The organism is Bacillota bacterium, from assembly GCA_033549065.1.
Lineage (GTDB): Bacteria > Bacillota > Dethiobacteria > DTU022 > DTU022 > JAWSUE01.
On record JAWSUE010000004.1, the window covers coordinates 1 to 25,621 of the forward strand.

Below are 25,621 nucleotides of genomic sequence, written 5' to 3' on the forward strand. Positions count from 1 at the left end.
GTCTAATTACTTTCGCAAACACCTCCCTGGATGTTATTAAATGATGAAATAAATATTCCCGAAATATTATGCAATTCACTGAAGTTATCATAATCTTAAATCTCATAAAATTTTTTAACATCACCGGATAGTCTACATTTCACTACTACTAAAGTGTAAAAGTGTAGGTGCAGAAATTAGTTGTTCGAGTGGAGAAAAAGTTTGCTTTATACCACCTTGTTGGGTTATACTGATTTCAGTAGCATAAATATATGTTTTTAACAGAGAAATAAACCTGACGATAATGGCAAAGCTTTCGAAAGGAAGCGACGCAAAGCTATGGGTCTAAGCCCTGTAAGGGTATGACTGCCAGGCTACCGAAACAGGATTTTTGCTGTACTCCTCCATTATCGTCGGATGGAAATTGATTCCGTATGATGGAGGAAGCAAAAAATGATTATTGCAATATTGTTTACTGTTTTTATTCACGAAGCCGGCCATGCTTTGGGAATAATGCTCACCCGGGCTGGACGCATTCAAGGATTGGTCTTGAATCTAAAAGGTATCGGTATCAGCTGGGAGCCTTATGCAAATGAACCGCTTAAAAGGACGTTTGTTTCTTTAGCGGGTCCGGCAATAAATCTTCTTTTCGCAATTTCGTTCTTCATAACAGGACAGGAACTTCTCTTTCTGACCAACCTCGTATTCGGTCTTGTCAATCTGCTGCCACTGCCCGGTTCAGACGGATCAAGAGTATTAACAAACCTTAAACATGTATTTCAGCAGCTTCAAGCAATAAGTTAATAAGTTAGTATTCAGAGTACAAAAATAATTGCCTGCCTCAGAATTATTCTCTAAGGCAGGCAATAAGTTAGTAATTTAGCACACAGAGTAGTTTTATTCTAAAGTATATTCAAAGTATGTTGCCCAATTCCCCTGATTTGTAAAGCGGTTTCCTGCGCCCCAGGCAGTTTCGATATTAATTTCTACACATGGTTCTTCAAGCCGAACCCAATCCCAAAATGTTCCATCTCCATTAGTATGTTGGAATCTTATCGTTTGTAATCCATCTGCTAGAGGTGAAACAATCACGGAATGTTCTACAAGAAGATATTGATCCATAAACCATCCTTGGCCAGATGCTACACTTCCATTTGCAGTTACGATAGTTTCAGTTATCCCATCGCCACTAATAACTTTGCGTTCAAATGCAGAATTACCAGGTGACCATGAAATAGTTAGTTTGCCTCCGTAATTTAGTGCCCCGTCCCATTTAACTTCGAAATCGGTTGCGTAACCCCTAACTGCATTTGAATTAAACGGAAACTCACTGGTAGGTGTAGTTCCAACTATAAATGGGTTGGTAAAAGGTGGTGTTTCCTGGGCTAAAGTTAGCCCCATAGTCGTCGGTCCAGCCGGGGCTCCCCAGTTGAATTCATCAGCATAATTGTATAGTAATCCTGTTGCCGGATCTCTTTCTTCTACATCGCCTATTTGCCATACTGTTTCCCAACAATCCAAGACTACTGTATTCTTGACCACCGCATGGGCAGCAACCAGAAGTTCATCACCTACCAGCCAACCATCTAAGGAAATTTCATAAAGATACTCCGGTACACATCCATGGGGGTCACTGTAATCGAATTGGCCGGGAACAGGGTTTTGCTGACGGCCTGCCAGCGGAAATTCATCAAGAGATTTCCCAACATGGAGATGTGTTTCAGAAATGCACCAGCCATCCTCCAATGCACCTTCGCTTAATTTATATAGGACGAACAGGTTCTCACTGTCATTCCAGACAAAAACCGAACCGACTTCGATATTTTGCCCGGCATACAAGGGCACCTCCTGAGCGTCACCTGGTGGATCCATTGCTAATACTGATCCACCAAATATCCCAATCAACATCATTACTGCCAAAGTAACTGCCAGCCACTTGCTCTTTTTAATCATCTTGTAAATCTCCTCCTCATTTCATTTTATTATGTATAATTTCATGAGGTTGGATCTATGTGAAGGGCACATACGCCCACTTTAAAAATTATCACTCTTAGCCGTTTACTGCATGGTTCTTATTACCCATTTTTTGTGGGTATTAAGTATTATTTCGACAATAAGTTAATAAGTTAGTACTCAGGGTACTTTTAATGGTTGGGGTTACGAAAATTCGTACTTTCAAAAAAAGGAATTATTGTCACCATGTCGAAAATTTAAATGTTGATAATAATTCTTAATTTTTTAATGCCGGTACATTGATACCGGCATACGAGGCTTACAATGAAAACAGAACTCGAAACACTACAAAGTGACGATTCTGTGGAGTTGGAGGAAGAGGTAAGGGAGAAACGAAAAGTTCCTGTCCAACTCGGTAGATTATTAGCCAACATGAAGCCTACCAGCATAATCCGCCTCTACCGGTTGCTTTCCCTGCTGCTTTCATCAACTCTATTTTTGCTGTTCCCCGGTAACTTTGACCTGCTTTCACAGCTAAGTTTAATTCTTTTACTTACCGCCTCGGCCATTTTATTGATCAGCCTTTATGAGCATTACTGGAACAATATAAAAGTTGTATCCTTCCTTATAATTACTGAAGTTGTTGGTATATCCTTGTTGTTAACTTATACAGGTGGATTTCACGGCCCCTTTCTCTGGTATGCATTAAACCCCTTCATTGTTTCTACTGCCTTTTTTAGCCTGGCCTATGCTCTCTTAATACTTGGGGTATTGATTGTCGGGACTATTGGCTGGAAATACTTCCTGCTGGGGGCTTTCTTCACCCTTTCCGATATTCTAAATAATAATTACTACGCCGCGCTCAATTTAACAGTAATTGTGATCATCATGTATATGTTCGCCCGCATGCATTTAAACTTATCCGAACAGACAATGGAAAGCAAAAGCCAAAAGAGAGAACTGCTTTCTGCCTATCAGAACCTCTCTGAAAACTACCAGGTCTTTCAGAGCCTCTCAAAATTCCAGCGTGAAGTGGCAACATGTAAAAGCCAGAAAGACATCTACAATGCTTTGATTGAGACTCTTGTTGGTTTATTCCCCTTTCGGCAGGCCGCTGTATTTATAACATTAGTAAATGAAGAAATTCCTGACAACAATGCTGTAATAAATATTAAGATTGCATGTTCAAATTCAAATATTCGCGGTTTACAGGCAAATGTTGTTCGCAATGAATTAGAAGATCGTTGGGACGAACTATCTCATACCGGATCAAAAAAAATGTTGATCGGTAGAAATAGAAACTTTGTTGCCGTATCGCTAAAGGGTGAGAAGAACCAGGTTTCCGCTTTATTTGTTGGCTGGTTGAAGCCAATGATCAATCCCTTATCTTTTTCGGAAAACCTTCTGTTATTCATCCGTTTTGCCGAACAAACTGCCGAATGGCTATCCATGTTCAAACAGCGCGAGAGGGTTCTGCAGCATATCTCCTCTATATACGCCGCCGTTGAAACTGTATCAAGACATAATGATCCACGTATGGTTATTGAACTTTTTGCTTCCTATGCCCGGGCGCTGACAGGTTGTGCCAAGGCAATCTTCTGGATGCAAAACGTAGGCCGTGAGGAGTATGATGAATACTATCCGATTTTTTCTGTAAAGGGACCGAAGAGCCTTTTTCCCGAAGAAGAGTGGCGGCAGCCTTTGCTTGAATCATGGGATGAGGTCTCCCAGAGTAAAAAACCGGTTATAAAGCCACTCATAAACTCACCCTCAAATGGTGCAAGACTGATCAGCATCCCGGTGAAAACCGGTTCTCACTGTTTTGGCATGCTGGCCGGCATTCAGTTAAACAATACCTACCAGACCGATGAGACGATTCACATCCTCAATATTTTAGCCGATCTGAGCGCCATCGCCGTGGAAAGAGCCCGTGCCGAGCAGTTTGCAGATAAGCTGCTGGTCATAGATGAACAGAAGAGGATCGCCAATGAAATCCACGATACTATTTCACAGAATCTGTTCAGCATTGTATACAGCATCGACTCATTATCAAAAGAAACCGACGGCATGCTTGAAGAAAAATATCATGATACCCTGGTAGACATCAAAAACCTGTCCGCCCAGACTGCCCGCGAATTGCGTTCGCTGATCTACCGTCTTAACCCGCGCCAGGAAACAAATAAGGAGTTTATTGATGAAATATCGAGCTACCTGGATAAACTGGCCAGAATGAACTCGATAAAAATTGCCAACACGGTAAACGGCAGTACGGAATATTTAAACCCGGCCATCTGCAAGGTGCTCTACAGGATCATCAGGGAAGCAACGGGAAATGCCCTGCGGCACGGGAAATGTTCTGAAGTCATAGTACACCTTGATATAACACCTTTCAGATCAATTCTAAAAGTAAGTGATAACGGCAGAGGCTTTGATGTTCAGAGCAGCCTGGACCTTTATTCCGCCGGAAACCGGCTGGGCCTGGTCAATATGCGTGAGTTAGCCCTTTCCCTGCAGGGTTCCCTTGACATAAAGAGCAAGCAGGGTAAAGGAACTGAAGTAACCTGTTCAATACCGACATCACCGGTTTCAGTGGAGTAAGCCGGTGATTTAAGAGAAGGAGGGAGCATGTGATGATCAAAGTAATGATGGTTGATGACCACCCCCTGGTTCGAAGAGGGATAGAGGCGGCAACCAGGTTGGAAAAAGATATGGAGCTGACAGGAAGCGCATCGAATATAAAAGAGGCATTAAAAATCATTAAAGAGCAGGAACCCGATGTAGCCCTGGTTGATTTAAGGCTGAATAATGAACATGGCCTGGGAATTGTCCGGCAGGGCAGGCAGATCTGTGATAAAACCAGGTACATCATTCTGACTTCATACTCAACAGAAGAGGAGATACAGGCTGCAATAGCTGAAAATGTAGATGGCTACATCCTTAAAGAAGCACTTCCGGAAGAACTGATCAACGCTGTAAGAACTGTCAGCCAGGGCAGAAAATATTTTGATCCCGTTGTAGTCCAGATGGCCATGGAAAAAGGCCGGTTCAGCAGAAAACCCGACCTCAGCGAATTAACACCCAGAGAGTTGGAAGTTCTTAAAGCACTCAGCAGAGGACTAAATAATCAATGCATAGCTGATGAGTTGTACATAAGCGAACATACTGTTAAAAAACATGTTGGTTCTATTCTTGAAAAGCTTGAATTAAATGACCGCACTCAGGCTGCACTCTATGCTGTATCGAAAGGCCTGCACCGGATTGATTAGAATTCCCACCATTCGGGGACTTCTTCTTCCACTTCCTGGCTGGCTTTCATTGCTTCCTGACGCATCTTTTTCTTCCACATCAGGTATTCCCATGTGCCGATTGGAGGCGGTTCCGGTTCTTTTTCTTCTTCGATTACAGGCTGAGCAGCAGCGGTTGCAGGAGCTTCAGCAACCGGTTCGGGTTCGGGAGTCTTGACGATTATTTCCTCAACAGTGATATTTAAAAGCGCCACTGGTGATTCCACATCTCCCAGTTTCGCCCTGTATTCAAAATTGTAATCACCCGGTGCGAGATAACGGGGCGGTTCAACCCGTGGTGTTTCTCCCCAAACATCCCACTGACTTTCTCCGGGCTGACGGTAATAGACAAGTACTCCACGGGGTGCCGGATGCCCGTTCCAGAGTACAGCGAAACTGCCTTCAAGCTGTTCAAATGAGAGGTTACCTTCAACAACTCTAAAGCTTAAGGAAGTCTCTAACCCGATTCTTTCGCCGAGTATATCAGCCCGCAGGTAGACGGGAAGATCGATCATGCCAACCGGACATTCCGGATCTATAACTATCTCAATTTCTCGTGAAAGTTCCGGCCCGATCTGGTCGCCCTGTGGCTGGAAAGTAACATAGGGGTTCTCGTGCCCTAAACTGAACCCGATTCTCTGCCCGGTGTTATTACGAATTGTCAGGGCTTTTGTACTCTCACCCTGAACAATTTCGAAGTAAGGGACTGGCAAGACGCTTAATGCCTGATCCGCCGGCACACTTTGAGGACCTTCGGGGGTTACAATAAGGTTTGCGGTTTGCGGCTTAATCGTTATAAATAGCGTCAGGGCCAGGCCGGTAATCACCAGGCCCAGTAAAATCTTCCTCATCTGAAGCCCTCATTTCCGAAGAATATATTTCTCCTAATATAATTTATATTCTTTTAGGGTATTTATAACATCACACCGCAGGTGTATCTTAAGTGGCACAAAAGAAGAGTTTACATCTACCACTTAAGGACCACACTTTAGGAAAAGTCCTTTTAAAATAGGGAAGCAGAGCTTAAGATCCGGTTTATCCACCATAATAAAAAATAATACTGGTAATGCCAAGGTATAGTTTATTCTCCGGATTGACCGGCGGATGCAGGTAATAGTCGCCTACGGTCGGAGGGTTGTAGCGGTAGGTATTGAATGCCGGGCCGCCACGAACGACAACCATGGCAAAAGAATAATTTGAAGACCAGTCAAAATAGAGGCCGAGTCCATCCCGATCAAAAGATATATATACATAGGCATCATCAGGCAGGTAAAGCGAGTTTTCGGTCGGGTTGACATAGAAATTTCTAAAGTAGTAGAAACCGGATTTCTGATCGGCAGAAAGTTTCAGTTCATAGGCTGTGTAGCCTGGAATAGCCGGGGTAGCTTGAAATGGAAGAGGCGTGGGCTTCACTTCCGCTATTGGTTTGGGCGTTTTAACCGGTGCAGGTGTGGTTAGAGCTACTTCTTCAGGTGTTTGCAAATCATCTATTTCTATTTCCGTAAAGGAAATGGTATCACTAACCGTAACCCTGTAGAGATCAGGTGTGGATTCCACTTCGCCCAGAACAGCCTTAAATTCGAAATCATAAGTGCCATGATCAAGGTCAACCGACTGACTTATACGGGGCAGTTCACCCCACAGATTCCAGGCTTCTTCACCGGGTATTCTGTAATAGAGCTCTGTTCCGCGGGGAGCAGGTTCACCGTTCCAGAGAATTTCCGGATTGCCTTCAACCAGATTGAGGAAGAGGTATCCCGGTTTTACCCTGAAGGAAAGCACCGCTTCCATACCAAGTCTTTCATCTTCAAGATCACCACGAAGATACACAGGCAGCTCAATATCTCCCGGGGGGCAAAGGTGATCCAGATTAATATAAACATCTATAGTTCCTCCCGATGGGATGCTTTCGCTCTGCGGCTGAAAAGAAAGGTATGGGTGCTCGTATCCGATGCTGAATCGAACCGGCCTGGATAGATTGTTTTGAATAACCAGCGCCTTCGTACTGCCGCCCTGAGTTATGGTAAAGAAACCGACCGGTTCCATGACAACCTGTTCTTCAGATATAACCGTTCCCGGGGATGGAGGATTAATAACAATAGAGGAGGTATTTGATCTCACCGAAATAAATATAACAGTGGCGATGCCGGTAATTATTAACCCCAGAAATATTTTTCGCATAAAAAAGACACCTTCCGGTAATAATTAGACTTCTACATTTATCATGCTACCTGAATCAATTAAATGGCACATCATACCGGAGGTCTATATTAACTGGACCGTTAGGGGAATTTGTTCATTATACTTTCGGGTTAACTTTATTGTTAGACGGGACGGCCCAACTTCTTAATGCTTTCAAAAATAACCTGCGGGACTTTTCTCCCTTTTTCATATTCCCGACCAGCCATGTAGAGCTTCTCCACTTTCAGTTTCAGCAAATCGGCAGGATCAAGTTTTAAGGGGTTGCGGTTTAATATAACCATATCGGCCGCCTTGCCCTCTTCCAGAGTCCCTCTTTCTTTTTCATCGAATGAAGTATAGGCAATGTTGTAGGTATAGAGCCTGAGAGCTTCGTGAACACTTAGAGAATGATCGGGGTTATGCTGGTTACAGGCAGCATGGATACCTTCGATGGGGTCCGGAATGGTTACCGGCCCGTCTGAACCTCCACTGACATGAATACCCATGTTAACCATTTTACGCAGGGGAGAACCGGTAATGAACCTGTCACCCAGGATCTTTTCAAGATAATCCGGAGGTTCCAGCGGAGAGGTAAGTACGGCCGGCTGCAGGGTAATGCCGATCTTCAGTGCGGCGATTTTCTCCAGGGTTTCTTCAGGAATCATGCAGGCGTGAATTAGTGTATGCCGGTGATCGTTACGCGGGAAATCTTCAAGGGCGGATTCGATAGCCCGGACTGCCTGGTTAACGGCAGCATCACCGATACAGTGCATCTGGACCTGTAACCCGGCCCGGTTAGCTGCTTTGACGAAATCGATAACCTTTTCATCACTGTAGAAAAGAATGCCCCGGTTCCCGGGGTCATCGCTATACGGTTCGAGCAGAGCAGCATCTTTAGCCCCGAAACAGCCGTCAAGCTGGCAGGCAAAGCAGCCCCCGATGCGTGGTAATTTCCGGCGTAACACTTTCTTGATATCCATAGTCTGAAAGTAGACCCGAAATTCAAGCTGAGCACTCCTTGCTACAAAGCGGACCACATCTACATCCAGATCACGGGGAAAACCGACGCCTTCCACCGGATGGACCAGACCAACCCCGTAACCGGCAAGCGTATCCATCCCCTTAACCATAGATGAAAGCAGCCTGGTAAACGGAATTTTGTTGGTAATAAAATCGTTGGCTTTAAGAAATGCCTCGTTAAATAACTGGCCGGACTCCAGGTTGAATCCATGAAGGGAGCGTATTTCCATCGGCATCAAACCGATAGCTGCGCTGTTGGCGACAGCCGAATGTCCGTCATAATTGATCAGGTATATTGGCCGGTCTTTTACTATATCATCCAGTTCAGTCCTGGTGATCAAACGCCTTTCCGCTATGGAATTCTTGGAATAACCGAAACCAACCAGTACTTTTGCCCCGGGGTCTCTCTCTGCATATTCTTTAATAATCGGGCCTACATCGGCGATTGACTGAGCTGCACGGACATCATATGTGGAATTAAATATAGCCCAGTTTGAAAAGTGGATATGGCCATCACCAAATGCAGGGAGAAGAGCTTTCGGACCGAGGTCAATCTGCCCGGATTCGCGCATGTAGGTCCTCGGCAGTTTATCGCCGACAAATACGATTTTTCCTTCATCCTCAACTAGGTACTGATATACTGTTCCTTTTTCGTCACAGGTTACAATGTCGCCATAGAATACCTTCATTGTTTGCTATCACACTCCCCGTTTGATTACACTACAAACGAATATTATTTGATACAAAAGAACCATTGTTATTTAAATTGTTAAGTAATTCTTTATTATTCCCTGTAACCCTTCTGTTTAGCTACCTCTTCAAATAAAAAACACTGCTTCCGGGATAAACGAAAACAGCGTTTCGAAGCACCTCTGTAGGTTAACCCATAAGTTTGTTACCAGGCTACCCATCCGCCATCAACGAGAATTGTACTACCGGTAATCAGATCGGCCGAGTCTGAGCAAAGATAGAGAACTGCACCAACAACATCGTCAGGAGTGCCAATTTTACCTAGTGGTATTCTGCTCAGCACTTCGTTATAGAAATCAATATCCTCAAACATCGGCTCGGTTAAAGGAGTCTTCAAAAAAGTCGGGGCGACACAATTTACCTTGATATTGAATTCGGCCAGTTCAACCGCCATGGCCTTCGTAGCCTGGGTGAGTCCGCCCTTGCTTGCGCAGTAGGCAGCTCGCTTGAAAAAACCAACAAACGCCATCTGGGAAGTAATACTGATAATTCGTCCTTCATTAAATTCCTTCATTTTTCTGGCAGCAGCCTGTGATGTAAAAAATGAACCTTTCAGATTAGTATTGATTACTGTATCCCATTGTTCTTCGGTAACATCAAGGGTATGAGCCTGGATATTCAGACCGGCAGAATTGACCAGAATATCAATCTTGCCTGCCTCTTCGCTAACTTTATCGACCATTTCACTTATCTGATTAACATTTTGAACATCACAGCTGAATATTGAACATTCTCCACCTCCTTTCCTTATTTCATCTCTAACTACTTCCAGATCTTTAAGGGTTCTGCTGACGGCAAAAACCTTGGCGCCTGATTCAGCCAGCTTCAATGCAATTGCCCTGCCTATACCTTTCCCGGCTCCGGTAACTATTGCATTTTCCCCTGTCAGATCCACGCTTATTTTTCCCATTTTAACCTCCTATCATACCTGTACGACTTTAATCGAGAGCATTATATAAGCAGCTGGTAACTTCCTCAAGGGTCAGTTTTTTTGGGCTGTTATCCATCAAGCGGGTTACTTTCATAGCTGCCTCAGCCAGGTCGGGAATATCTTGCTTTTTCACCCCGAATAAGCTCAACTTTTGCGGAATACCGATATCCTTTGAAAGGGAAAATACCGCTTTGGGCGCGAGATTGGCCTGTTCCCGCAGTGGCATTTGATCAGTAATTTCGCCAAGCGCATGGGCTATGTTTGCAAACTTTTTCAGGTTACCAACCAGGTTATATTCCATAATATACGGCAGGAGAAGGGCATTGGTTACCCCGTGACCGGTTCCAAAGCGACCGCCAATCGGGTAAGCACAGGCGTGAACTGCCCCGACTCCGGCATTAGCTAATGAAATTCCTGCAAAAACGCTGCCCAGAGCCATATCTTCCCGGGCTTTTGCATCAGTTCCTGAAGCCACAGCTTGTCTTAAACTTTCTCCAATCAACTCGATCGCTTTCAGAGCATAAAGATCTGTTTGAATAGTAGCCTTTGGTGCGGTGTAAGATTCAATCGCGTGAGTCAGAGCATCCATGCCGGTCGCAGCAGTTACGCTTGGAGGCATGGTTAAAGTTAAGTCTGAGTCAACAATGGCCACCTCCGGCAATAAATATTTACTAACTACTCCCTTTTTAAGCTGTTCTTTTTTATCGGTAAAGATAGCGTTCTTTGTTACTTCAGCCCCGGTACCGGCTGTGGTTGGTATCAGGATTTTTGGAATGCCCGATTTCGGAATCAGATTTATACCGACATAGTCAAGAATACTTCCCCCGTTTGTAGCAAGAATAGAGACGCCCTTCGCAACATCAAGCGGGCTGCCACCACCCAGGCCGATAATCAGATCGCACGATTCCATTTTGAAAGCTTCCAGGCAGCGATCGAGATCTTCAACTGTTGGTTCCGGTTTAACATTAAGGTATAATAAAAATTCAGCAGTTGATTCCTTAACCTGCCTGGCTACTTTTTCAATCAGGCCTGCATCGGCCACCCCTTTATCGGAAATCAGGAACACTTTTTTAGCCCGATATCCGGCAACCTCAGGGCCTAGTTCAGAAAGTGCACCTCTTCCGAAATAGTTAATACCTGGAAGACTGAATGGGAAAACCATCTATTTTACCTCCTAGCGTTGATCTCGACATGTACAAAAATGTAAACGATTACACTTTTAGCCGCTTTGATGTTTAAATTCTAATGGTGTTTTGGCCTTATCCCGCTTAAGATTATGTAGGTTCCTGTTGCTGAGGATGTTTGTGTAATCGTTTACATTATCTTAAGCTATTCAATATTATCAATAATAATCCTGCTGGTTATTTATTAATTTTTATAGCTATTTCTATTATAAATCATTTATAATGGCCCTGTTGTTTCCCTTACAGCCAAGGCAGGCTTGAGAACAATCTGGACAGGCTGTTGAATGCTTACTGCTGTAATAATTTTACAAAGATTATCAATTGCAATTTCTGCCATTATATTCGGGTTCTGGGATACAGTTGTCAGTTTAATGCCGCTGTGAGATGAAATTTCGATATCATCAAAACCTACAAGAGAAATATCTTTGGGAATTGACAACCCGGAGGCAACAATTGCCTCCATGGCGCTTAAAGCCATCAAGTCGTTGCCGGCAAAGATTGCTGTCGGAGGATCAGCTAAAGAAAGCAGTTTCTTTGTCGCCTCGTACGATTCTTTACTTCTGTACTGACCCTGCACCACCAGTTTCTCGTCATAGGGCAGGCCAAAATATTTAAGAGCGTTGATATAACCACTGGTTCTTTCCCTTCCGGTAGAGAAGGTTTGCGGTCCCCTGATTAGAGCAATTCTTCGATGGCCGAGTTTATAAAGATGTTCGACGGCAATAAAAGACCCTCTTTCATTGTCGAGAATAACGTAATTCAGGTTACTGCTTTTTGATGTCACCCGGTTATACAGCATATGTGGAATATTGTTCTGAATTACCTTGTTAACCGCCGGATCTTTCCAATGTACTGAAGCGAAAATGAAACCGTCAACTTTACGCTGAAGCAGGATCTCAATATCTTTCTGCTGTTCATCGAGATCATTGTTGGTATTGCAGAGAATAATTGAATAACCGTGCCTGCCGGCAGTTTCAATAATTGTTTTTGCAGTTTCAGCATAAAAAGGATTTGTTATATCAGCCAGGATCAGGCCGATGCTGTTTGTTTTTTTACTGCGCATGCCCCTGGCCAGGCTGTTGGGATAGTAGCTCAGTTCCTTGATTGCCTTTTGAACTTTCTCTCTTGTTTCCGGTTTTACATTCTTGGCATCATTGATCACTCGTGAGACTGTGGCTCCGGAAACACCCGCTTTGCGGGCTATATCCTTGATAGTTGACATGTTATAATTCCCATCTAAAAACTTATTAGTATTATTACAGACTTAATTGTCTGAAACAGGCAATTCCGGGTACAAACTAGGCGAGCGCTTGATAAATATAATGCTGAAAACAGCCAAAAGTAACAGGTATAATTCTGCATACAAAATATCCATTCCGAGGCCGGGGATTATAACTACCGGAATATTGACCGCTGCATGAAGTAGGATTGCATAAAGCAGGTAGATGTAGTTACGCCTGGTTACAGCCAGCAAAACGATAAGGGAAAGAGCTATGTGAATAAAAATAGTAAATGCCCGTTCAAACCCGGCAACAAGATATATATGCGGTGGCAGACTGATCAGTTGTGTCTTGATATATTGGGCCATTTCAGGCCCCAACTGGGGGGCCAGGAGTTCATCGTATGCACCGGTGTTGATCATAACACTGTAAACCAGATTATTTATATAGGTAAAGCCGGTCAGTATTATTGCCTCAATTCCACCGTGACCGATACCGAAGGCAATACCATTTTTCCATGAAAGGTGTTTTTTTAATAGAAATTTAAAACCGAGAAAGCGGGCAACTTCCTCAAACAATCCGGCAGTAAGTGACAGGAAGAGAGCGATCAGGATCAGGTTTGCTGCCATCTGTCGGTACCAATCCATGCCGGAAATTACACTAAGAATGGGAATACGGATAAAAACCTGTGATACCAGAAATGCAAGAGCGCCTACCAGTACAGCAACGATGGAGATGCGTTCTTTAACATAGAAGTAGATCAAGAGGATCAGGGGTAATCCGAAACAGATCAGGAGCGTGATGATCATCGCAACCAGGGAGGTTGAACCAACTGTTTCTGCTGCCATTTCTTTACCTCACTTCTTATATTATACAGTCATATTCAACAACTTCTGATTAATAACCTTCTCAATAATTCAGGATATTAGATGCCTTTTGACGCACAGGCATGCTCAGTAAAATAATACTACAGTGCAGCGGATACTAAAGCAGGTAAAAATGAAGGTGTTGTAGAAGAACAAAACCTGTTCTGCAGATTATTGCTGTTGGAAGATTGGAGGCTATCATGACTGCGAAAGTGATACTGAACCCCTACTCAAACCGTTGGAATGCTCAAAAACGCTGGCCGGAAGCCAGAGCTGCCCTGGAGGAAGCCGGTGTGGATTTCTCCTTTGTTGTTTCAGAGCACAGCCGCCATCCGGTTGATCTGGCCGAAGAAGCTGTGCGGGAAGGTTTTTCGACGATTATAGCTGCCGGCGGAGATGGTACGATCGGTGACGTGGTGAATGGGATGGCAAAAGCAAAGGGGAAAGCACATCTCGGAACCCTGGGCATTATGCCCCTGGGAACAGCCAATGATCTCGTCTGCAACCTCAACATGCCCCTGGATCTTAAAGAAGCTGCCGGGGTTATAGCCACCGGCAAAACGAGATCGATCGATGTCTGCGTCGCCGGTGAACGGGTTTTTGTCAATAATTCAGCCATGGGTTTGGAACCGTACATAACTGTTCTGCAGCAGCAGATGACATTCTTAAAAGGAATTCCCCGCTACCTGGCGGCAGCAGTAAAAGGGATTGCCCATAATCCCAGCTGGCAGGCTGAAATCGAATGGGATGGTGGAAGTTACAAAGGACCCCTGACGTTGATCTCGGTCGGCAATGCCCCACGAACCGGCGGTCTATTTTTCATGGCACCCCATGCTGACCCGTCCGATGGCTTACTCACAGCCGTGCTGGCCTACAAGAAATCGTCTTTGAGTCTGCTTGCCCTGCTTCCCAAAGCTATGAAACCGGAAGGAACCTTTGTTAAAGCTGAAGGCGTTCAGGAAATTCACACCAGGCAGATCAGCGTCCGGTTGAAATCGCCTTCACCCGCTCATTCGGATGGGGAGCTGTTCCCGGAATATGTAGACAGCCTTGAATACAGTATCATGCCCGGAATGATCGATATACTGGTCCCGTGATAACCGATTTTAGTTGCGCAGGCTGTGAATCGGGGCTGGGATGCGACCGCCGCGCCTGACAAACTTCTCTGCCTTGAATTTATTTACAGCCATGATCGGTGCTCTCCCCAATAGACCGCCAAACTCAACAGAATCTCCAACTTTTTTGCCATAAGCCGGTATTATTCTCACCGCAGTCGTTTTATTATTAAATACACCGATGGCCGCTTCATCGGCGATAATGGCGGCAATAGTTTCTTCCGAAGTATTTCCGGGCACCGCAATCATATCAAGACCCACAGAGCAAACTGCGGTCATCGCTTCCAGCTTTTCCAGGTTCAGCGCTTTATCATTTACAGCTCTGATCATCCCTGCATCTTCGCTGACCGGGATAAAGGCCCCGGATAAACCGCCCACATAAGAAGATGCCATGGCTCCGCCCTTTTTAACCGCATCATTCAGCAAAGCCAGGGCGGCTGTCGAACCGGGAGCGCCGCACCTTTCAAGACCCATCTCCTCAAGGATCTCTGCCACACTATCACCGACAGCCGGTGTAGGGGCCAGTGATACATCGACAATACCGAAAGGAACACCCAGTTTTTTCGCCGCCGCCCGACCAACAAGTTCGCCCATGCGGGTTATCTTAAACGCTGTTTTCTTAATCGTTTCAGAAAGTTCACCCAGGTCGGCATCACCAACACGGCTGATCGCACTTTTTACCACGCCCGGTCCGCTTACCCCGGTATTGATCACGCAATCCGGTTCGCCGATTCCGTGGAACGCCCCGGCCATAAAGGGATTATCCTCGGGAACATTGGCAAATACTACCAGTTTCGCACAGCCGATACTATCGCGATCACCTGTCAGTTTCGCCGTCTCCCTGATCACCCTGCTGAGCATGTAGATTGCATCCATATTGATCCCGGTTCGCGAAGTTGCCACGTTTACCGAAGCGCAGACCCGTTCTGTTTCGCTCAAAGCCTGCGGGATCGATTGTATCAGCTTCAAATCGCCTCCGGTGAATCCCTTGTGCACCAAAGCGGAGAATCCGCCAATAAAATTAACACCCACCTCTTGTGCTGCTTTCTCAAGGGCGTAGGCATATTCCATGTAGTTTTCAGCAGAACTCGCTTCGGCGACGAGTGCTATCGGGGTCACCGAAATACGCTTATTAACAATGGGCAGCCCATATTCACGTGAAATTTCTTCACCGGCCTGAACCAGCGAACCAGCTAAGCGGGTGATCTTGTCATAAATTTTTCTGCCCGCTGCTTTGTGGTCGGCATCGCTGCAGTCGCGCAGGCTTATACCCATCGTAATGGTCCGGATATCGAGATTTTCTTCCTGGACCATCTTGATCGTTTCCAGGATTTCTTCAATAGTAAGCAACAGCTTAACCCCCTAAATCCGGTGCATGAAGTTGAAAATATCTTCATGCTGGACATCAATTCTCATTTTTAACTCTTCACCTTTTTTCGCCAGCAGATCTTTCAGTGTAACGAGATCAACAGCTGCCTGGGCCATATCAGCCACGAGGACCATGACAAAAAATTCCTGCATTACTGTCTGACTGATATCGAGAATATTCACCCCGTTATCAGCGAGAACTGTTGCCACAGCGGCAATAATCCCCACCCGGTCCGGGCCGATTACGGTAATGACAACCCTGTTTCCTCCGGGAAGCGCTTTCAACCGGTTCATGGTCATACTCCTTTCTTAATGCTAATTGTTTACTCCAGCTCTATAAAATGGTTTCCCCTGTTTCGCAGATAATCAATAGCCAGAATAAGAAAACTGGCTGCCAGGCCGATATACAGCGGGTTCAAGGCTAATTTAATGATAGTCCCGATTATAACAATCGATGGACCGAGGATTACCGACAGAGTGCCAGCCCCGGGGGAAATTTTTCCTTTCAGGAAGATTACGGCAAGCAGGGGAAAGCAGATTGTTGCTCCCCGCAGTCCAAGGGAAAGGTAGCTCCAGTTAAGAATAACCACATCATTGCCCACGATGAGGACAACTGCCAGGGCCAAAGACATGACTGCTATGATAGATATCCGGAAAACGGTTAAAACCTGTTTATCGTCTGCTTTCGGTTTTAGCCGCAAATAGATATCCCGGTTAAACATGGTGCTAACCCCGAGTGTCAGGCCGGCTCCTGTGCCGATTGAGGCCAGAAGCAGGGTCGCCAGGACAATTCCGGCAAACCAGGGTGGCAAATGATTCAGTACGAAGAGCGGCAGAGCATGAGCCGGATTTATACCCGGATAGTGCATCCGCATGAAAAGACCGACCAGGATTCCACCGAGTCCGATGGCCGGACCGAGAAGAGCGCTCAACAGGGCGCCGTTACGGGCTGCTTTTAAATCGCGGCTGCAAAATATACCCTGAAAATAAATCTGGCTCGAAAGAACACCGACCATGAGGGCAAAAGCTGAAGCGAGGTCAGTATTTACTCCCCGGCCGAAGAGGCTGAACCAGGGGTATGAAGGGAAGTAGCCGGTGATCCCTGAAACTCCTCCGGAGAGAAGAAAGGCTACAAACCCGGCAGCAATCATGGCAAAACAGGTGAGCATAATTTTACTTACGCCCATCAAGCCTGTCCCCCAGGCTCCGCCGAAGACAACATACAATATGGCCAGGGCAACTGTCAGTAAAGCAGCCAGGCTCAGATTAAGGGCAAACATTGAGGACAGCAGGGCCATCGAAGAGAACACCTGGGGCATTATATTGATAAACATTCCAAGGGATACAAAGACAGCGGCCATCACCCCGGCAGTTGTGCCATAGCTGGAAGATATAAACCGGGGAATTGTTTCAAACCTGGTCTCTCGCATCGGCTTGACCAGGAAGATGGCTATGATCAGGCATCCGATACCGCCTCCCAGGGTAAACCACCAGGCAGATAAACCGTATAGATAGGCCAGCTGCGAAGTGCCGATGGTTGAAGCGCCGCCGACGAGAGTGCCCAGTATAGTGCCCATAACCAGGAATGAACCGGCTTTGCGGCCGCTAACAGAAAAATCGAGAGCAGTCCGGACTTTGCGGCCGGAGTAGATGCCGATCCCAAATACAGCAATCAGGGTTATTACAATACCAACTGCATGCAGCGCTGTCAGTTCCATCTATTATTGCATCCTTTAATGGGCATTATAAGATTATTCCTATTATAGCTTATTGAATGAAATGAAAACAGCTAAACTTGGGTAATCTAGTGAGGCAGGTCAAGGCATAAATGAAAAGGCACCGGGATAAGATCATTCCCGATGCCTTGACTCTTGAGTTATTTTAAGTTTTACTTGGCTTCTTTGATCTTGATCGTCCTGCTTTTTAGCTCGTCGATCTTGGGCATTTCGATACGCAGGACTCCGGCTTTATAGCTTGCGTCAACAGAATCGGCTTTGATCGGAACCGGCAGCTTGAAGCTTCGATAGAACTTGCCTCCTGTCCTTTCCTGCCAGAGCAGTTCGCCCTCGCCCACTTCAAATTTAATTTCACCCGAAATGGTCAGGGTATCATTGTTGGTTGTAACTTCCACTTCATTGATATCAACCCCTGGCAGGTTTATCAGGGCCACCAGTGAACCTTCTGTGTTGAAAAGATCAACGGGTGGAAATGCTCCCTGCCCGCCGGATGGCCAGTTACGGAAGAAAGCATCTGCAAACACCGAATCGATTCCTGAACGGATCCGATCCATTTCATTGTTGTTTGCTCTTCTAATCAGATCCCTCATGGTTTTCCCTCCCATATTTTTAGTTATTATTAGCACTCTCGTTTGCCGAGTGCTAATAATATTATGCAAAGGATTTCCATGGTGATCAAGTTCAAATATTATCTGAGAGAGGCAGATTTTCGCAAATATTCCCGGTTGGTCGTGATTTTTACTATATTTCGCATTAATGCATTGTATTTCTTCGTTTATCGCACGATATTGTTTCTTCGGGGTCGAGAGCAGTCAATAACCTGTAAAACGTATTTTCTACTCAAGTTCTACTTTAATTTCTTCCAACCGCTCCAAAATCTTTTGACCAAATATCCTTTTGATAATGGGGTTCAGCAGGTTTAGTGGAAAAGCAAAGAAGATGCTTTCTCGTTGAATTAGCTCGGTGGTGCCATTATTATCTATGAATTGGTAAGCAAGATGCCCCTTCATCCCAGCTCCTGAAAAATCTTCTTCAAGGTATTCATATGGTTCGTATCGGGTTATTATAGATAATATTTCACCCCTGTAAAACGGTAACATCTGAACAACTTCCCTGTATCTCGTACCTATACCAACAGGACCTTCAGATATTTGTTCTAATACAAGTACTGGTGAACCCTCTTTTTGCATATATTTATCTTTGTCCCGGAGGAATATGAATACTTCTTTTTGTGGAAGGTTTAGATCTTTCGAGATCTCGAAATACACTTAATAGACCTACCTTTTTATAGACTTAGTTGCTATATAATTATGACTATTACACTTCTGAAAAGGGTTAAACTAGTAACAGTTGATGGGTTAATGAAAGGTGGGAAGGTTTTTAGTTGATACTGATCATCTATAAAAAATTGGAGCGGGTGATGGGAATCGAACCCACGTATCTAGCTTGGAAGGCTAGGGCTCTACCATTGAGCTACACCCGCATGTCTGACATATAATCTCATGTTTAGGCAACCTGCTTATTTCTCTATAATAATATAAACTCTTCAAGTTAATTATGCAAGTTTTTTTGTAGTTATTAAAACTATGATTAGGAATTGCAGGATAATTGTTTTTATTTATCGAAAATTATAAATATATTTTATAAAAATTTCGCGGGGTGTTCTAAATGAAGCGAAAATGGCCGGTTATAGTTTTGTTTGTCCTTTTGCTGGTAATAGTTATTCTGGCGGCGGTAATTACTTTTATTGCTCGCGGCGGTCTGCCAAAGACAAGCGGAGTTATTTCTGCCGGGGTAAATGAACCGGTTGAAATCTACCGGGATCAGTATGGCGTGCCGCATATCATTGCCGCTTCTATGGAAGACCTCTTTTTTGCCCAGGGGTATGCCCAGGCTCAGGACCGCTTGTGGCAAATGGATATGAGCAGGCGGGGTGTTGGGGGGAAACTGTCTGAAATCCTCGGTGAAGAGTTTATTGAAACCGATCTATTTACCCTGACGGTCGGATTTTACCGGGCAGCCGAAAAAAATTATCAACTGTTCGACCCGGAGACCCTCGCTTTGTTTGAAGCCTACTCTGCGGGAGTTAATGCATTCATTGAGGAAAACTATAATCGCCTCTCCCCGGAATTTATTTTGCTGGGATACAAACCGGAGCTGTGGACGCCCATAGACAGCCTGGCCATAGGCGTTTATATGTCCTGGTACCTGGGGAGTAACATGCAGACTGAACTATTTCATACAGCCCTGATTGAGCATGTCGGCTTTGGACTTGCTTCGGAAATTTTTCCTGATTACCCGGATTACGGGCCTGTTATTATTTCCTCATCAGAAAAAGAGAATAGAGCCGAAACAAATTTAACCGTGAGTAATCGAGTCCAATCATTAATAGAGTTGTCCCGTATTGCCGAATTGAATGGGCAAACGAGGTATGTACCGGGATTAGGCTCAAACAACTGGGTGATCAGCGGAGACCTTGCTTCCGGCAAGGGTGCCATACTGGCCAACGACATGCACCTGGCCATGGGACTGCCTTCAATCTGGCATACTGCTCACCTTGTAGTGGAGGACCGGCTTAATATTACCGGAGTTGTTTTTCCGGGTGTGCCCGGCATCATTGTAGGCTTCAATGAATATATCGCCTGGGGCTTTACAAACACCGGCCCGGATGTGCAGGATTTATACGTTCTGGAATTAAATCCTGATGATCCCAAGCAGTACCTCTACATGGATGAATGGGTTGATGCAGAAATCGTCATTGAAGAGTTTTCGGTCAAAGGAGAAAATGAACCGCGGCAGATTGAAGTGATGATCTCCCGGTTTGGGCCGGTCATCAGCAGTGTTGTTGACCTGGAGATACCTTTATCCCTTAAGTGGACTGCCCTTGAAGGAACACGGGAATTCGCGGCAATCCTCGGTTACATGGAAGCGAGAAACTGGGAAGAGTTTACAGAGGCACTTGAAGACTTCGCCACACCAACCCAAAACATGGTCTACGCTGACAGGGAGGGTAATATAGGTTACAGGGCTAACGGTCTTATTCCGATCCGCCGCAGTGGAAACGGTTTGCTGCCGGCAGATGGAACAACAGATCAGCATGAATGGATAGGATATATCCCCTATGATGAACTCCCTACTTTGTATAACCCTCCGGGGGGTATTATTGTAACCGCTAACCACCGGGTAGTTGATGATGATTATCCATATTTTATTACCGCCTCCTGGGCGCCACCATACCGGGCAATGAGTATCTGGCGGGAATATGAAGGCCAATCCAGCTTTACTCTTGAAGATATGATTAAAGGACAGAGCAGCCTTTACAACACTCAGGCAGAAATCCTGGGACCAGTCCTTGTTGGCGCTCTGGAAAGGGCAGAGCTCAGTGATAAAGAAGCTGCTGTGCTGGAACTTTTCAGGGCCTGGCTGGATGAGCCTTTAGAGCCAGCCGATTCGGTTGGTCCTTCAATATACAACACACTGTACATGAATCTTCTTGAAATGACTTTTTCCGATGAAATGGGTGAAGAACTATACGAGCGTTTTCTCGTTCAGAGAGCGAGCACAAATGCTTTCGACCGGATGCTGCTAAGCGGTGAATCGGGCTGGTTCAATGATGTAAATACCGAAAGCGTTGAAAACAGGGATGACATAATTCTTAATGCATTCAGGGCTTCCGTCTCCTATCTGGATGAAGAGATCGGCGGGGAGCCAACCGGATGGCAGTGGGGCAAGCTTCATACGATCACTTTCAAGCATAATTTAGGTTCGGTAGCCCTGTTGGCTCGGTTCTATAACCGTGGTCCCGATCCGGTGGGCGGAAGTTTTCACACCCCGGCAAACATGAGCTACCAGCTCACCGAACCCTTCAGAGTTACCCATTCGGCTCCCTGGCGCTATATGGTCGACATGACGGACCGTCGGGCTTTTGATGCCCTGGCTATAGGAAATTCAGGTCATTTCTTAAGCAAACATTACGATGACCAGCATCAAATGTGGCTTGATGGTGAATATAAAGAAATGATTTTTGAGGTCGACGACGTTAAAACTTTGAAAGAAAAACTTACACTTGAGCCGCGCTAGTAATTTTTGATATGGTAAAATAGAGGACAATCCGAAACATAATAAAAATTTGGAGTGTTGATAATGACCCGCAAAATTGCATTAATAACCGGCGGGGGAGATTGTCCGGGAATAAACGCTTTTCTTGCCTCAGTTGTCCGCAGGGGTAACAGTGAGTATGGCGTGGAGTTTATTGGAGTCAGGAACGCTTTTGCTGGTTTAGCTGCCGATAACCTGGATGACCACCTCTTATACCTGGATACGGCTAAAGTGATAGGCCTGGAAAATCGATCGAGCACTATTTTGGAGTCATCCCGCTTTAACCCTTTTACCGATGAAAATGAGGCAAAGGGCTATCCTGATATAATATTGAACAACCTGAAGCGCCTTGGTGTAGATGGAATTCTGGGAACAGGCGGAAATGATACCCTGCTTTCTGCCCTCCGATTTGAAAACAGGGGGTTACCGACCGTGATGGCTCCCAAAAGTATTGACAATGATGTATCGGGCACCGATGTGATGATCGGTTTCCGCACGGCAATCTTCTTCGGAGCTCAGGCTGCAAGAAGCACGGCGGATTCTGCACGGGCGCACAGACGTATCTCATTGGTCGAAGTAATGGGCAGACAGGCAGGATGGTTAGCCCTGGAAATTGGCGTTGCCTCCGGGGCAGATTTGATCACCATACCCGAACGCCCGGTAAACCTTCGCGAGTTTTGTGCGCAAGTAGACCAACTTTATAAAGAACGTCAGTATGTCAACCTGGTTGTGGCTGAAGGAACCAGCATATCCTGCAGCGATCCGGTTATTTTGAAAGCCCAACAGGAAAGTGCTGTTGTCAAATCACTGTTGGAAGAAACGCCGGAAGTTGACACCTTTGGCAATCCAAAGCTGGGCGGCATTTCGCAGATATTACGCAGGGTGCTGAGAATTGAACTGGGGCTAAAGAAAATTGAAGAGGTAAGGACTACCGATTTAGGATTTACCTTAAGAGGGCTTGCCCCGGTAGCTGATGATATCATCCTGGGCACCCGCTTCGGGATCAGGGCAGCTGATATCCTGCTTGGCGAAAACCGCTCTGGTGTAATGGTCGGCATCCGGGGGCTTGAAATAGCAGATGTGCCCTATGAGGATGCTCTAAAACCGAAAACCGTCAACCGCTCCGACCGCGAACTGAAGGCGCTGGGTGTCTTCATCTCCTCAACCTGTCACCCAACCAACAAATCATAAAACAAATAAGTGTACGAAAAGTGGACAGGCTTTAAATCGTACACTTATTTTGGTTTGCCGCAGGCAGCGGCGAGAAGTTCAACCAGTTCGAGGGCCTGGCGATCGTCCTGGATCAGGCCTTCCCGGCAGAAGGGACAGGCAGTTACAATTGTAGCCTCTGCGGGAAATTCAGCCAGGCGGCGTTTGGCAATTTCGTTGGCTGTTTTTGGAAATGCAAGCTGAAACATTCTGCCCCCGCCGCAGCAGCGGGTAAGTTCTTTTGATGCAAAAGGTTCTTCTAATTTCAGGCCGGGAATGCTTTTTAAAGTTTCTCTCGGCTCCTCTGTTTTTTGGGCTGTCCGGGCCCAGATACAGGGATCATGGTAACTGACTTTCCTGATAGCCAATTCCTCCGGTTTTAGTTTTTCAGATCGGATTAAGCTTAGAAAATATGAAGGCCCATCAATAATTTCCAAAGGAAGCTTAAAACCCCAGGCAGCATAGCGATCAGTGAAAACAGACCAGCATTCCGGGCAGTTCGTCACCAGAACTTTTGCCCCGCTTTCAATCATTTTTCTGCGATTCTCTGAAGCAAGCTGTTTGGCCAGATCAATATCTCCCCATGTTTCTGCCGGATATCCACAGCAGTCTTCATCAATCATCTGGTATGAAATACCCGCGTTTTCAAAAAGGTACTTTGCTGCTTCGATTGATTGCGGATGATTAGCAATAGAAGTACATCCTGCAAAAAAGATTATCTTGGAATCGTTTGAGATTTTTAAGGACTCTTCCGGTTTCTGCCCGTAGGGACTACCGTATTTTTTCAGGTTGTTCAGGTACGGAGTCCAGGAAGGCAGGGTTACCCCTTTTCCCTTTTCTTCAAGGCGGGTAAATAATAACTCGTCACATAGGTTCAACTCAGGAAAGGGGCAGTGGATGGTGCAGCCGCGGCAGCCCAGGCAGTTGGCTACAGCTTCAAGCAGCTCTTCATTCCATTCCAGGTGCCCTACATTAAGCATGGCGGCAATCCTTGCCTTGCCTGCCGGGGCAACAGCCTCGCGCCCGAGAGTTTGCACTGCCGGGCATTCACAGCGGCACATGTTCGGGCAGAGCGCACAGTTTAGGAGTTGTTCCATATTTACTTCTGCCATTTCCGCACCTCCCCGATGCCCAGTTTGCCGGGATTCATTATCCCCAGGGGATCGAGAGCGCTTTTTATTCGCCGGATAATCTCCAACCCCTCACCATGTTCTTCTCTCATAAATAAGCCTCTTTGCAGCCCAACTCCGTGGTGGTGTGATATGGCCGCTCCTTCCTTCAGGCATGCTTCCATTGCCCCTGACCATAATTTTTTATAGTAATCAATTTTATCACCCGAAGGAAACCCCACAGTTGTAATATAGAGCGCCGTCCCTTCAGGATAAACGTGCGAGTAATGACCGGAAGCCAGCATAGTCCCTTCTACTTTTAATAAGGCTTCCTGCATAGTCAGGTATGTTGAATAGGCGTTATGCCAGTTGGTGGAGACCTCTATAGTGTCCAAAACAGCTCCTTTTTGAAATAACATCGAGGCCAGACTGATATTGAAGCGTTTCTCAAGCCAGTGCTCCACATGCTTCGAACCTGATTTCAAAGCTCCTTGTTTAAAGACTATTTTATCAATCAGAGAGGCTTCGGCATTAACAATTTCCTCTGCCCCTTCGAACAGCAAGATCAGTGCGGGACGCTTGTCGCCAAGTTCGGGAAAATGGTTACCCGTTTCCTGGGCATCGTAGAGGCGAACCACCGCCGGCCGGGTACCGGTCCTCATGAAAAGACGAATCGCTTCCAAACCGCTTTCCAGGCTGTCAAAAGTATATGAATTTAAATACCGCTTTTCCGGCAGGGGCCAGATCCGCAAAGTTGCGGCAGTGATTACCCCCAGGATGCCCTCAGAACCTAGAAAGAGGTGATCTACCCTCGGCCCCGTTGATGTCCGGGGAACAGCGCGCCCTTTAAAGATCGTCCCGTCAGGAAGGACAGCTTCCAGGGATACGGTCATATCTTCAATTTTACCGTAGCGGGTTGAAAATTGCCCTGCAGCCCTGCAGGCAAGCCAGCCTCCTACGGAGGAGCACCGCAGGGACTGGGGGAAATGGCCGCCGGTGTAGCCGGCCCGGTTTAACTCTTCTTCATACAGCGCTCCATTCATTCCGCATTCTACTGTTACCATTAAATTATCATGGTCCAGGTCCCGGATACGGTTCATTTTCTTCATGTCAAGAACGGCGCCACCGTAAAGGGGTATTACTCCTCCCAGGGCGCCCGAACCTTCACCGTAAGGAGTAACAGGTATTTTCTCCCTGTTAGCAAGCGACAGTATCTTTGATACATCATCTGTATTACCAGGCCAGATAATTACCTGCGGGAGAGCAGGGAATTCGCCATTGAGCATCCAGATACTGTTCACGGGCCAGTAGTCGCGGCAGGTGGATATTAAATCTGCCCTGTTAACAGAGACATTCTCTTCTCCGATCAATGCTGCTGCTTCCTTTGTAAATTTCTCAATTGCAGACTGGCTGACCATGTCTTCCTGAATTATAGTGCTATCAGGTCTGTCCATGCACACACCTCCCCGCAGAGTATATTCAATAACCCATAGAGATTACCTGCATATTTTCATTATGGAATATAAAGAATGGATTCTACCATACAAATAATTTGTTTACTCCTTGTTAACAGACTGAGCATAAACTTTTATAAGAGGCTTTTCAATTTATGAAAGCT

At 45.7% G+C, this 25,621-nt stretch carries 21 protein-coding genes, 1 tRNA gene and 1 riboswitch; of the genes, 6 read left to right on the forward strand and 16 right to left on the reverse strand.

Features of this window, described 5'->3' with window-relative positions:
• Positions 1–275: 275 nt before the first annotated feature.
• Positions 276–361: riboswitch (cyclic di-GMP riboswitch) on the forward strand.
• A 71-nt stretch (positions 362–432) separates the two neighbouring features.
• The gene (locus SCJ97_03300) at positions 433–783 is read left to right on the forward strand and encodes a M50 family metallopeptidase (GenBank protein MDW7739073.1); all 351 of its coding nucleotides are present in this window, start codon (positions 433–435) and stop codon (positions 781–783) included.
• Positions 784–876: 93 nt separating this feature from the next.
• Here the strand turns inward: SCJ97_03300 and SCJ97_03305 are convergent, their stop codons facing one another.
• Entirely contained in the window at positions 877–1,932 is a 1,056-nt protein-coding gene (locus SCJ97_03305) for a hypothetical protein (GenBank protein ID MDW7739074.1), read from the reverse strand.
• Positions 1,933–2,256: 324 nt separating this feature from the next.
• Between SCJ97_03305 and SCJ97_03310 the strand changes: the two genes are divergently transcribed.
• Positions 2,257–4,530 carry an ATP-binding protein gene (locus SCJ97_03310; protein MDW7739075.1) on the forward strand — a complete coding sequence of 758 codons (2,274 nt, stop codon included), beginning with the start codon at positions 2,257–2,259 and terminating at the stop codon, positions 4,528–4,530.
• Between the two features lie 32 nt (positions 4,531–4,562).
• Positions 4,563–5,198: a response regulator transcription factor gene (locus tag SCJ97_03315; GenBank protein MDW7739076.1), complete on the forward strand. Its 636-nt coding sequence runs from the start codon at positions 4,563–4,565 to the stop codon at positions 5,196–5,198.
• Here SCJ97_03315 and SCJ97_03320 read toward each other — a convergent pair.
• The 7 genes from SCJ97_03320 to SCJ97_03350 form a co-directional block, all read right to left on the reverse strand.
• A complete protein-coding gene (locus SCJ97_03320; GenBank protein ID MDW7739077.1) occupies positions 5,195–6,067 on the reverse strand; it encodes a hypothetical protein in 873 nt (290 codons plus the stop codon). The genes SCJ97_03315 and SCJ97_03320 overlap by 4 nt on opposite strands.
• A 184-nt stretch (positions 6,068–6,251) precedes the next feature.
• Positions 6,252–7,397, reverse strand: a complete 1,146-nt coding sequence (locus SCJ97_03325; GenBank protein MDW7739078.1) for a hypothetical protein — start codon at positions 7,395–7,397, stop codon at positions 6,252–6,254.
• 143 nt (positions 7,398–7,540) lie between these two features.
• The gene (locus SCJ97_03330) at positions 7,541–9,106 is read right to left on the reverse strand and encodes an amidohydrolase (GenBank protein ID MDW7739079.1); all 1,566 of its coding nucleotides are present in this window, start codon (positions 9,104–9,106) and stop codon (positions 7,541–7,543) included.
• A 206-nt stretch (positions 9,107–9,312) separates the two neighbouring features.
• Positions 9,313–10,077, reverse strand: a complete 765-nt coding sequence (locus SCJ97_03335) for an SDR family NAD(P)-dependent oxidoreductase (protein ID MDW7739080.1) — start codon at positions 10,075–10,077, stop codon at positions 9,313–9,315.
• A 28-nt stretch (positions 10,078–10,105) separates the two neighbouring features.
• Positions 10,106–11,260, reverse strand: a complete 1,155-nt coding sequence (locus tag SCJ97_03340; protein MDW7739081.1) for an iron-containing alcohol dehydrogenase — start codon at positions 11,258–11,260, stop codon at positions 10,106–10,108.
• A 239-nt stretch (positions 11,261–11,499) separates the two neighbouring features.
• A complete protein-coding gene (locus SCJ97_03345) occupies positions 11,500–12,504 on the reverse strand; it encodes a LacI family DNA-binding transcriptional regulator (GenBank protein ID MDW7739082.1) in 1,005 nt (334 codons plus the stop codon).
• A gap of 42 nt (positions 12,505–12,546) precedes the next feature.
• Entirely contained in the window at positions 12,547–13,350 is an 804-nt protein-coding gene (locus tag SCJ97_03350; protein ID MDW7739083.1) for a YhfC family glutamic-type intramembrane protease, read from the reverse strand.
• A gap of 218 nt (positions 13,351–13,568) precedes the next feature.
• On the opposite strand from SCJ97_03350, the gene SCJ97_03355 reads away from it, so the two are divergent.
• Positions 13,569–14,465: a diacylglycerol kinase family lipid kinase gene (locus SCJ97_03355; protein ID MDW7739084.1), complete on the forward strand. Its 897-nt coding sequence runs from the start codon at positions 13,569–13,571 to the stop codon at positions 14,463–14,465.
• Between the two features lie 9 nt (positions 14,466–14,474).
• Here the strand turns inward: SCJ97_03355 and SCJ97_03360 are convergent, their stop codons facing one another.
• From SCJ97_03360 to SCJ97_03385, 6 genes are all read right to left on the reverse strand, one after another.
• Complete coding sequence (locus SCJ97_03360; GenBank protein ID MDW7739085.1) at positions 14,475–15,833, reverse strand: PFL family protein; 1,359 nt, start codon at positions 15,831–15,833, stop codon at positions 14,475–14,477.
• A 12-nt stretch (positions 15,834–15,845) separates the two neighbouring features.
• Positions 15,846–16,145, reverse strand: coding sequence for an ACT domain-containing protein (locus SCJ97_03365; protein ID MDW7739086.1), 300 nt, complete (start codon positions 16,143–16,145; stop codon positions 15,846–15,848).
• Positions 16,146–16,174: 29 nt separating this feature from the next.
• Positions 16,175–17,569 carry a sodium:solute symporter family protein gene (locus tag SCJ97_03370; GenBank protein MDW7739087.1) on the reverse strand — a complete coding sequence of 465 codons (1,395 nt, stop codon included), beginning with the start codon at positions 17,567–17,569 and terminating at the stop codon, positions 16,175–16,177.
• Positions 17,570–17,739: 170 nt separating this feature from the next.
• The gene (locus SCJ97_03375) at positions 17,740–18,177 is read right to left on the reverse strand and encodes an Hsp20/alpha crystallin family protein (protein MDW7739088.1); all 438 of its coding nucleotides are present in this window, start codon (positions 18,175–18,177) and stop codon (positions 17,740–17,742) included.
• 246 nt (positions 18,178–18,423) lie between these two features.
• A complete protein-coding gene (locus SCJ97_03380; GenBank protein MDW7739089.1) occupies positions 18,424–18,855 on the reverse strand; it encodes a hypothetical protein in 432 nt (143 codons plus the stop codon).
• Between the two features lie 141 nt (positions 18,856–18,996).
• Positions 18,997–19,070 (reverse strand) — tRNA-Gly (locus SCJ97_03385).
• Positions 19,071–19,255: 185 nt separating this feature from the next.
• On the opposite strand from SCJ97_03385, the gene SCJ97_03390 reads away from it, so the two are divergent.
• Both SCJ97_03390 and SCJ97_03395 read left to right on the forward strand, forming a co-directional pair.
• Positions 19,256–21,667, forward strand: coding sequence for a penicillin acylase family protein (locus SCJ97_03390; protein ID MDW7739090.1), 2,412 nt, complete (start codon positions 19,256–19,258; stop codon positions 21,665–21,667).
• 63 nt (positions 21,668–21,730) lie between these two features.
• Entirely contained in the window at positions 21,731–22,876 is a 1,146-nt protein-coding gene (locus SCJ97_03395) for an ATP-dependent 6-phosphofructokinase (protein MDW7739091.1), read from the forward strand.
• A gap of 44 nt (positions 22,877–22,920) precedes the next feature.
• Here SCJ97_03395 and SCJ97_03400 read toward each other — a convergent pair whose 3' ends face one another.
• Both SCJ97_03400 and SCJ97_03405 read right to left on the reverse strand, forming a co-directional pair.
• Positions 22,921–24,006 carry a (Fe-S)-binding protein gene (locus SCJ97_03400; protein MDW7739092.1) on the reverse strand — a complete coding sequence of 362 codons (1,086 nt, stop codon included), beginning with the start codon at positions 24,004–24,006 and terminating at the stop codon, positions 22,921–22,923.
• Positions 23,994–25,457: an FAD-binding oxidoreductase gene (locus tag SCJ97_03405; protein ID MDW7739093.1), complete on the reverse strand. Its 1,464-nt coding sequence runs from the start codon at positions 25,455–25,457 to the stop codon at positions 23,994–23,996. Before SCJ97_03405 ends, SCJ97_03400 begins: the two co-directional genes overlap by 13 nt.
• Between the last annotated feature and the right edge of the window lie 164 nt (positions 25,458–25,621).

What these genes read in the sequence shown, in the direction of transcription:
- SCJ97_03335 (MDW7739080.1), bottom strand. Translation starts at nt 10,077, where the DNA reads ATGGGAAAAATAAGCGTGGATCTGACAGGGGAAAATGCAATAGTTACC.
- SCJ97_03325 (MDW7739078.1), bottom strand. Translation starts at nt 7,397, where the DNA reads ATGCGAAAAATATTTCTGGGGTTAATAATTACCGGCATCGCCACTGTT.
- SCJ97_03370 (MDW7739087.1), bottom strand. Translation starts at nt 17,569, where the DNA reads ATGGAACTGACAGCGCTGCATGCAGTTGGTATTGTAATAACCCTGATT.
- SCJ97_03340 (MDW7739081.1), bottom strand. Translation starts at nt 11,260, where the DNA reads ATGGTTTTCCCATTCAGTCTTCCAGGTATTAACTATTTCGGAAGAGGT.
- SCJ97_03400 (MDW7739092.1), bottom strand. Translation starts at nt 24,006, where the DNA reads ATGGCAGAAGTAAATATGGAACAACTCCTAAACTGTGCGCTCTGCCCG.
- SCJ97_03345 (MDW7739082.1), bottom strand. Translation starts at nt 12,504, where the DNA reads ATGTCAACTATCAAGGATATAGCCCGCAAAGCGGGTGTTTCCGGAGCC.
- SCJ97_03310 (MDW7739075.1), top strand. Translation starts at nt 2,257, where the DNA reads ATGAAAACAGAACTCGAAACACTACAAAGTGACGATTCTGTGGAGTTG.
- SCJ97_03355 (MDW7739084.1), top strand. Translation starts at nt 13,569, where the DNA reads ATGACTGCGAAAGTGATACTGAACCCCTACTCAAACCGTTGGAATGCT.
- SCJ97_03390 (MDW7739090.1), top strand. Translation starts at nt 19,256, where the DNA reads ATGAAGCGAAAATGGCCGGTTATAGTTTTGTTTGTCCTTTTGCTGGTA.
- SCJ97_03305 (MDW7739074.1), bottom strand. Translation starts at nt 1,932, where the DNA reads ATGATTAAAAAGAGCAAGTGGCTGGCAGTTACTTTGGCAGTAATGATG.
- SCJ97_03375 (MDW7739088.1), bottom strand. Translation starts at nt 18,177, where the DNA reads ATGAGGGATCTGATTAGAAGAGCAAACAACAATGAAATGGATCGGATC.
- SCJ97_03395 (MDW7739091.1), top strand. Translation starts at nt 21,731, where the DNA reads ATGACCCGCAAAATTGCATTAATAACCGGCGGGGGAGATTGTCCGGGA.
- SCJ97_03315 (MDW7739076.1), top strand. Translation starts at nt 4,563, where the DNA reads ATGATCAAAGTAATGATGGTTGATGACCACCCCCTGGTTCGAAGAGGG.
- SCJ97_03330 (MDW7739079.1), bottom strand. Translation starts at nt 9,106, where the DNA reads ATGAAGGTATTCTATGGCGACATTGTAACCTGTGACGAAAAAGGAACA.
- SCJ97_03350 (MDW7739083.1), bottom strand. Translation starts at nt 13,350, where the DNA reads ATGGCAGCAGAAACAGTTGGTTCAACCTCCCTGGTTGCGATGATCATC.
- SCJ97_03300 (MDW7739073.1), top strand. Translation starts at nt 433, where the DNA reads ATGATTATTGCAATATTGTTTACTGTTTTTATTCACGAAGCCGGCCAT.
- SCJ97_03365 (MDW7739086.1), bottom strand. Translation starts at nt 16,145, where the DNA reads ATGAACCGGTTGAAAGCGCTTCCCGGAGGAAACAGGGTTGTCATTACC.
- SCJ97_03405 (MDW7739093.1), bottom strand. Translation starts at nt 25,457, where the DNA reads ATGGACAGACCTGATAGCACTATAATTCAGGAAGACATGGTCAGCCAG.
- SCJ97_03320 (MDW7739077.1), bottom strand. Translation starts at nt 6,067, where the DNA reads ATGAGGAAGATTTTACTGGGCCTGGTGATTACCGGCCTGGCCCTGACG.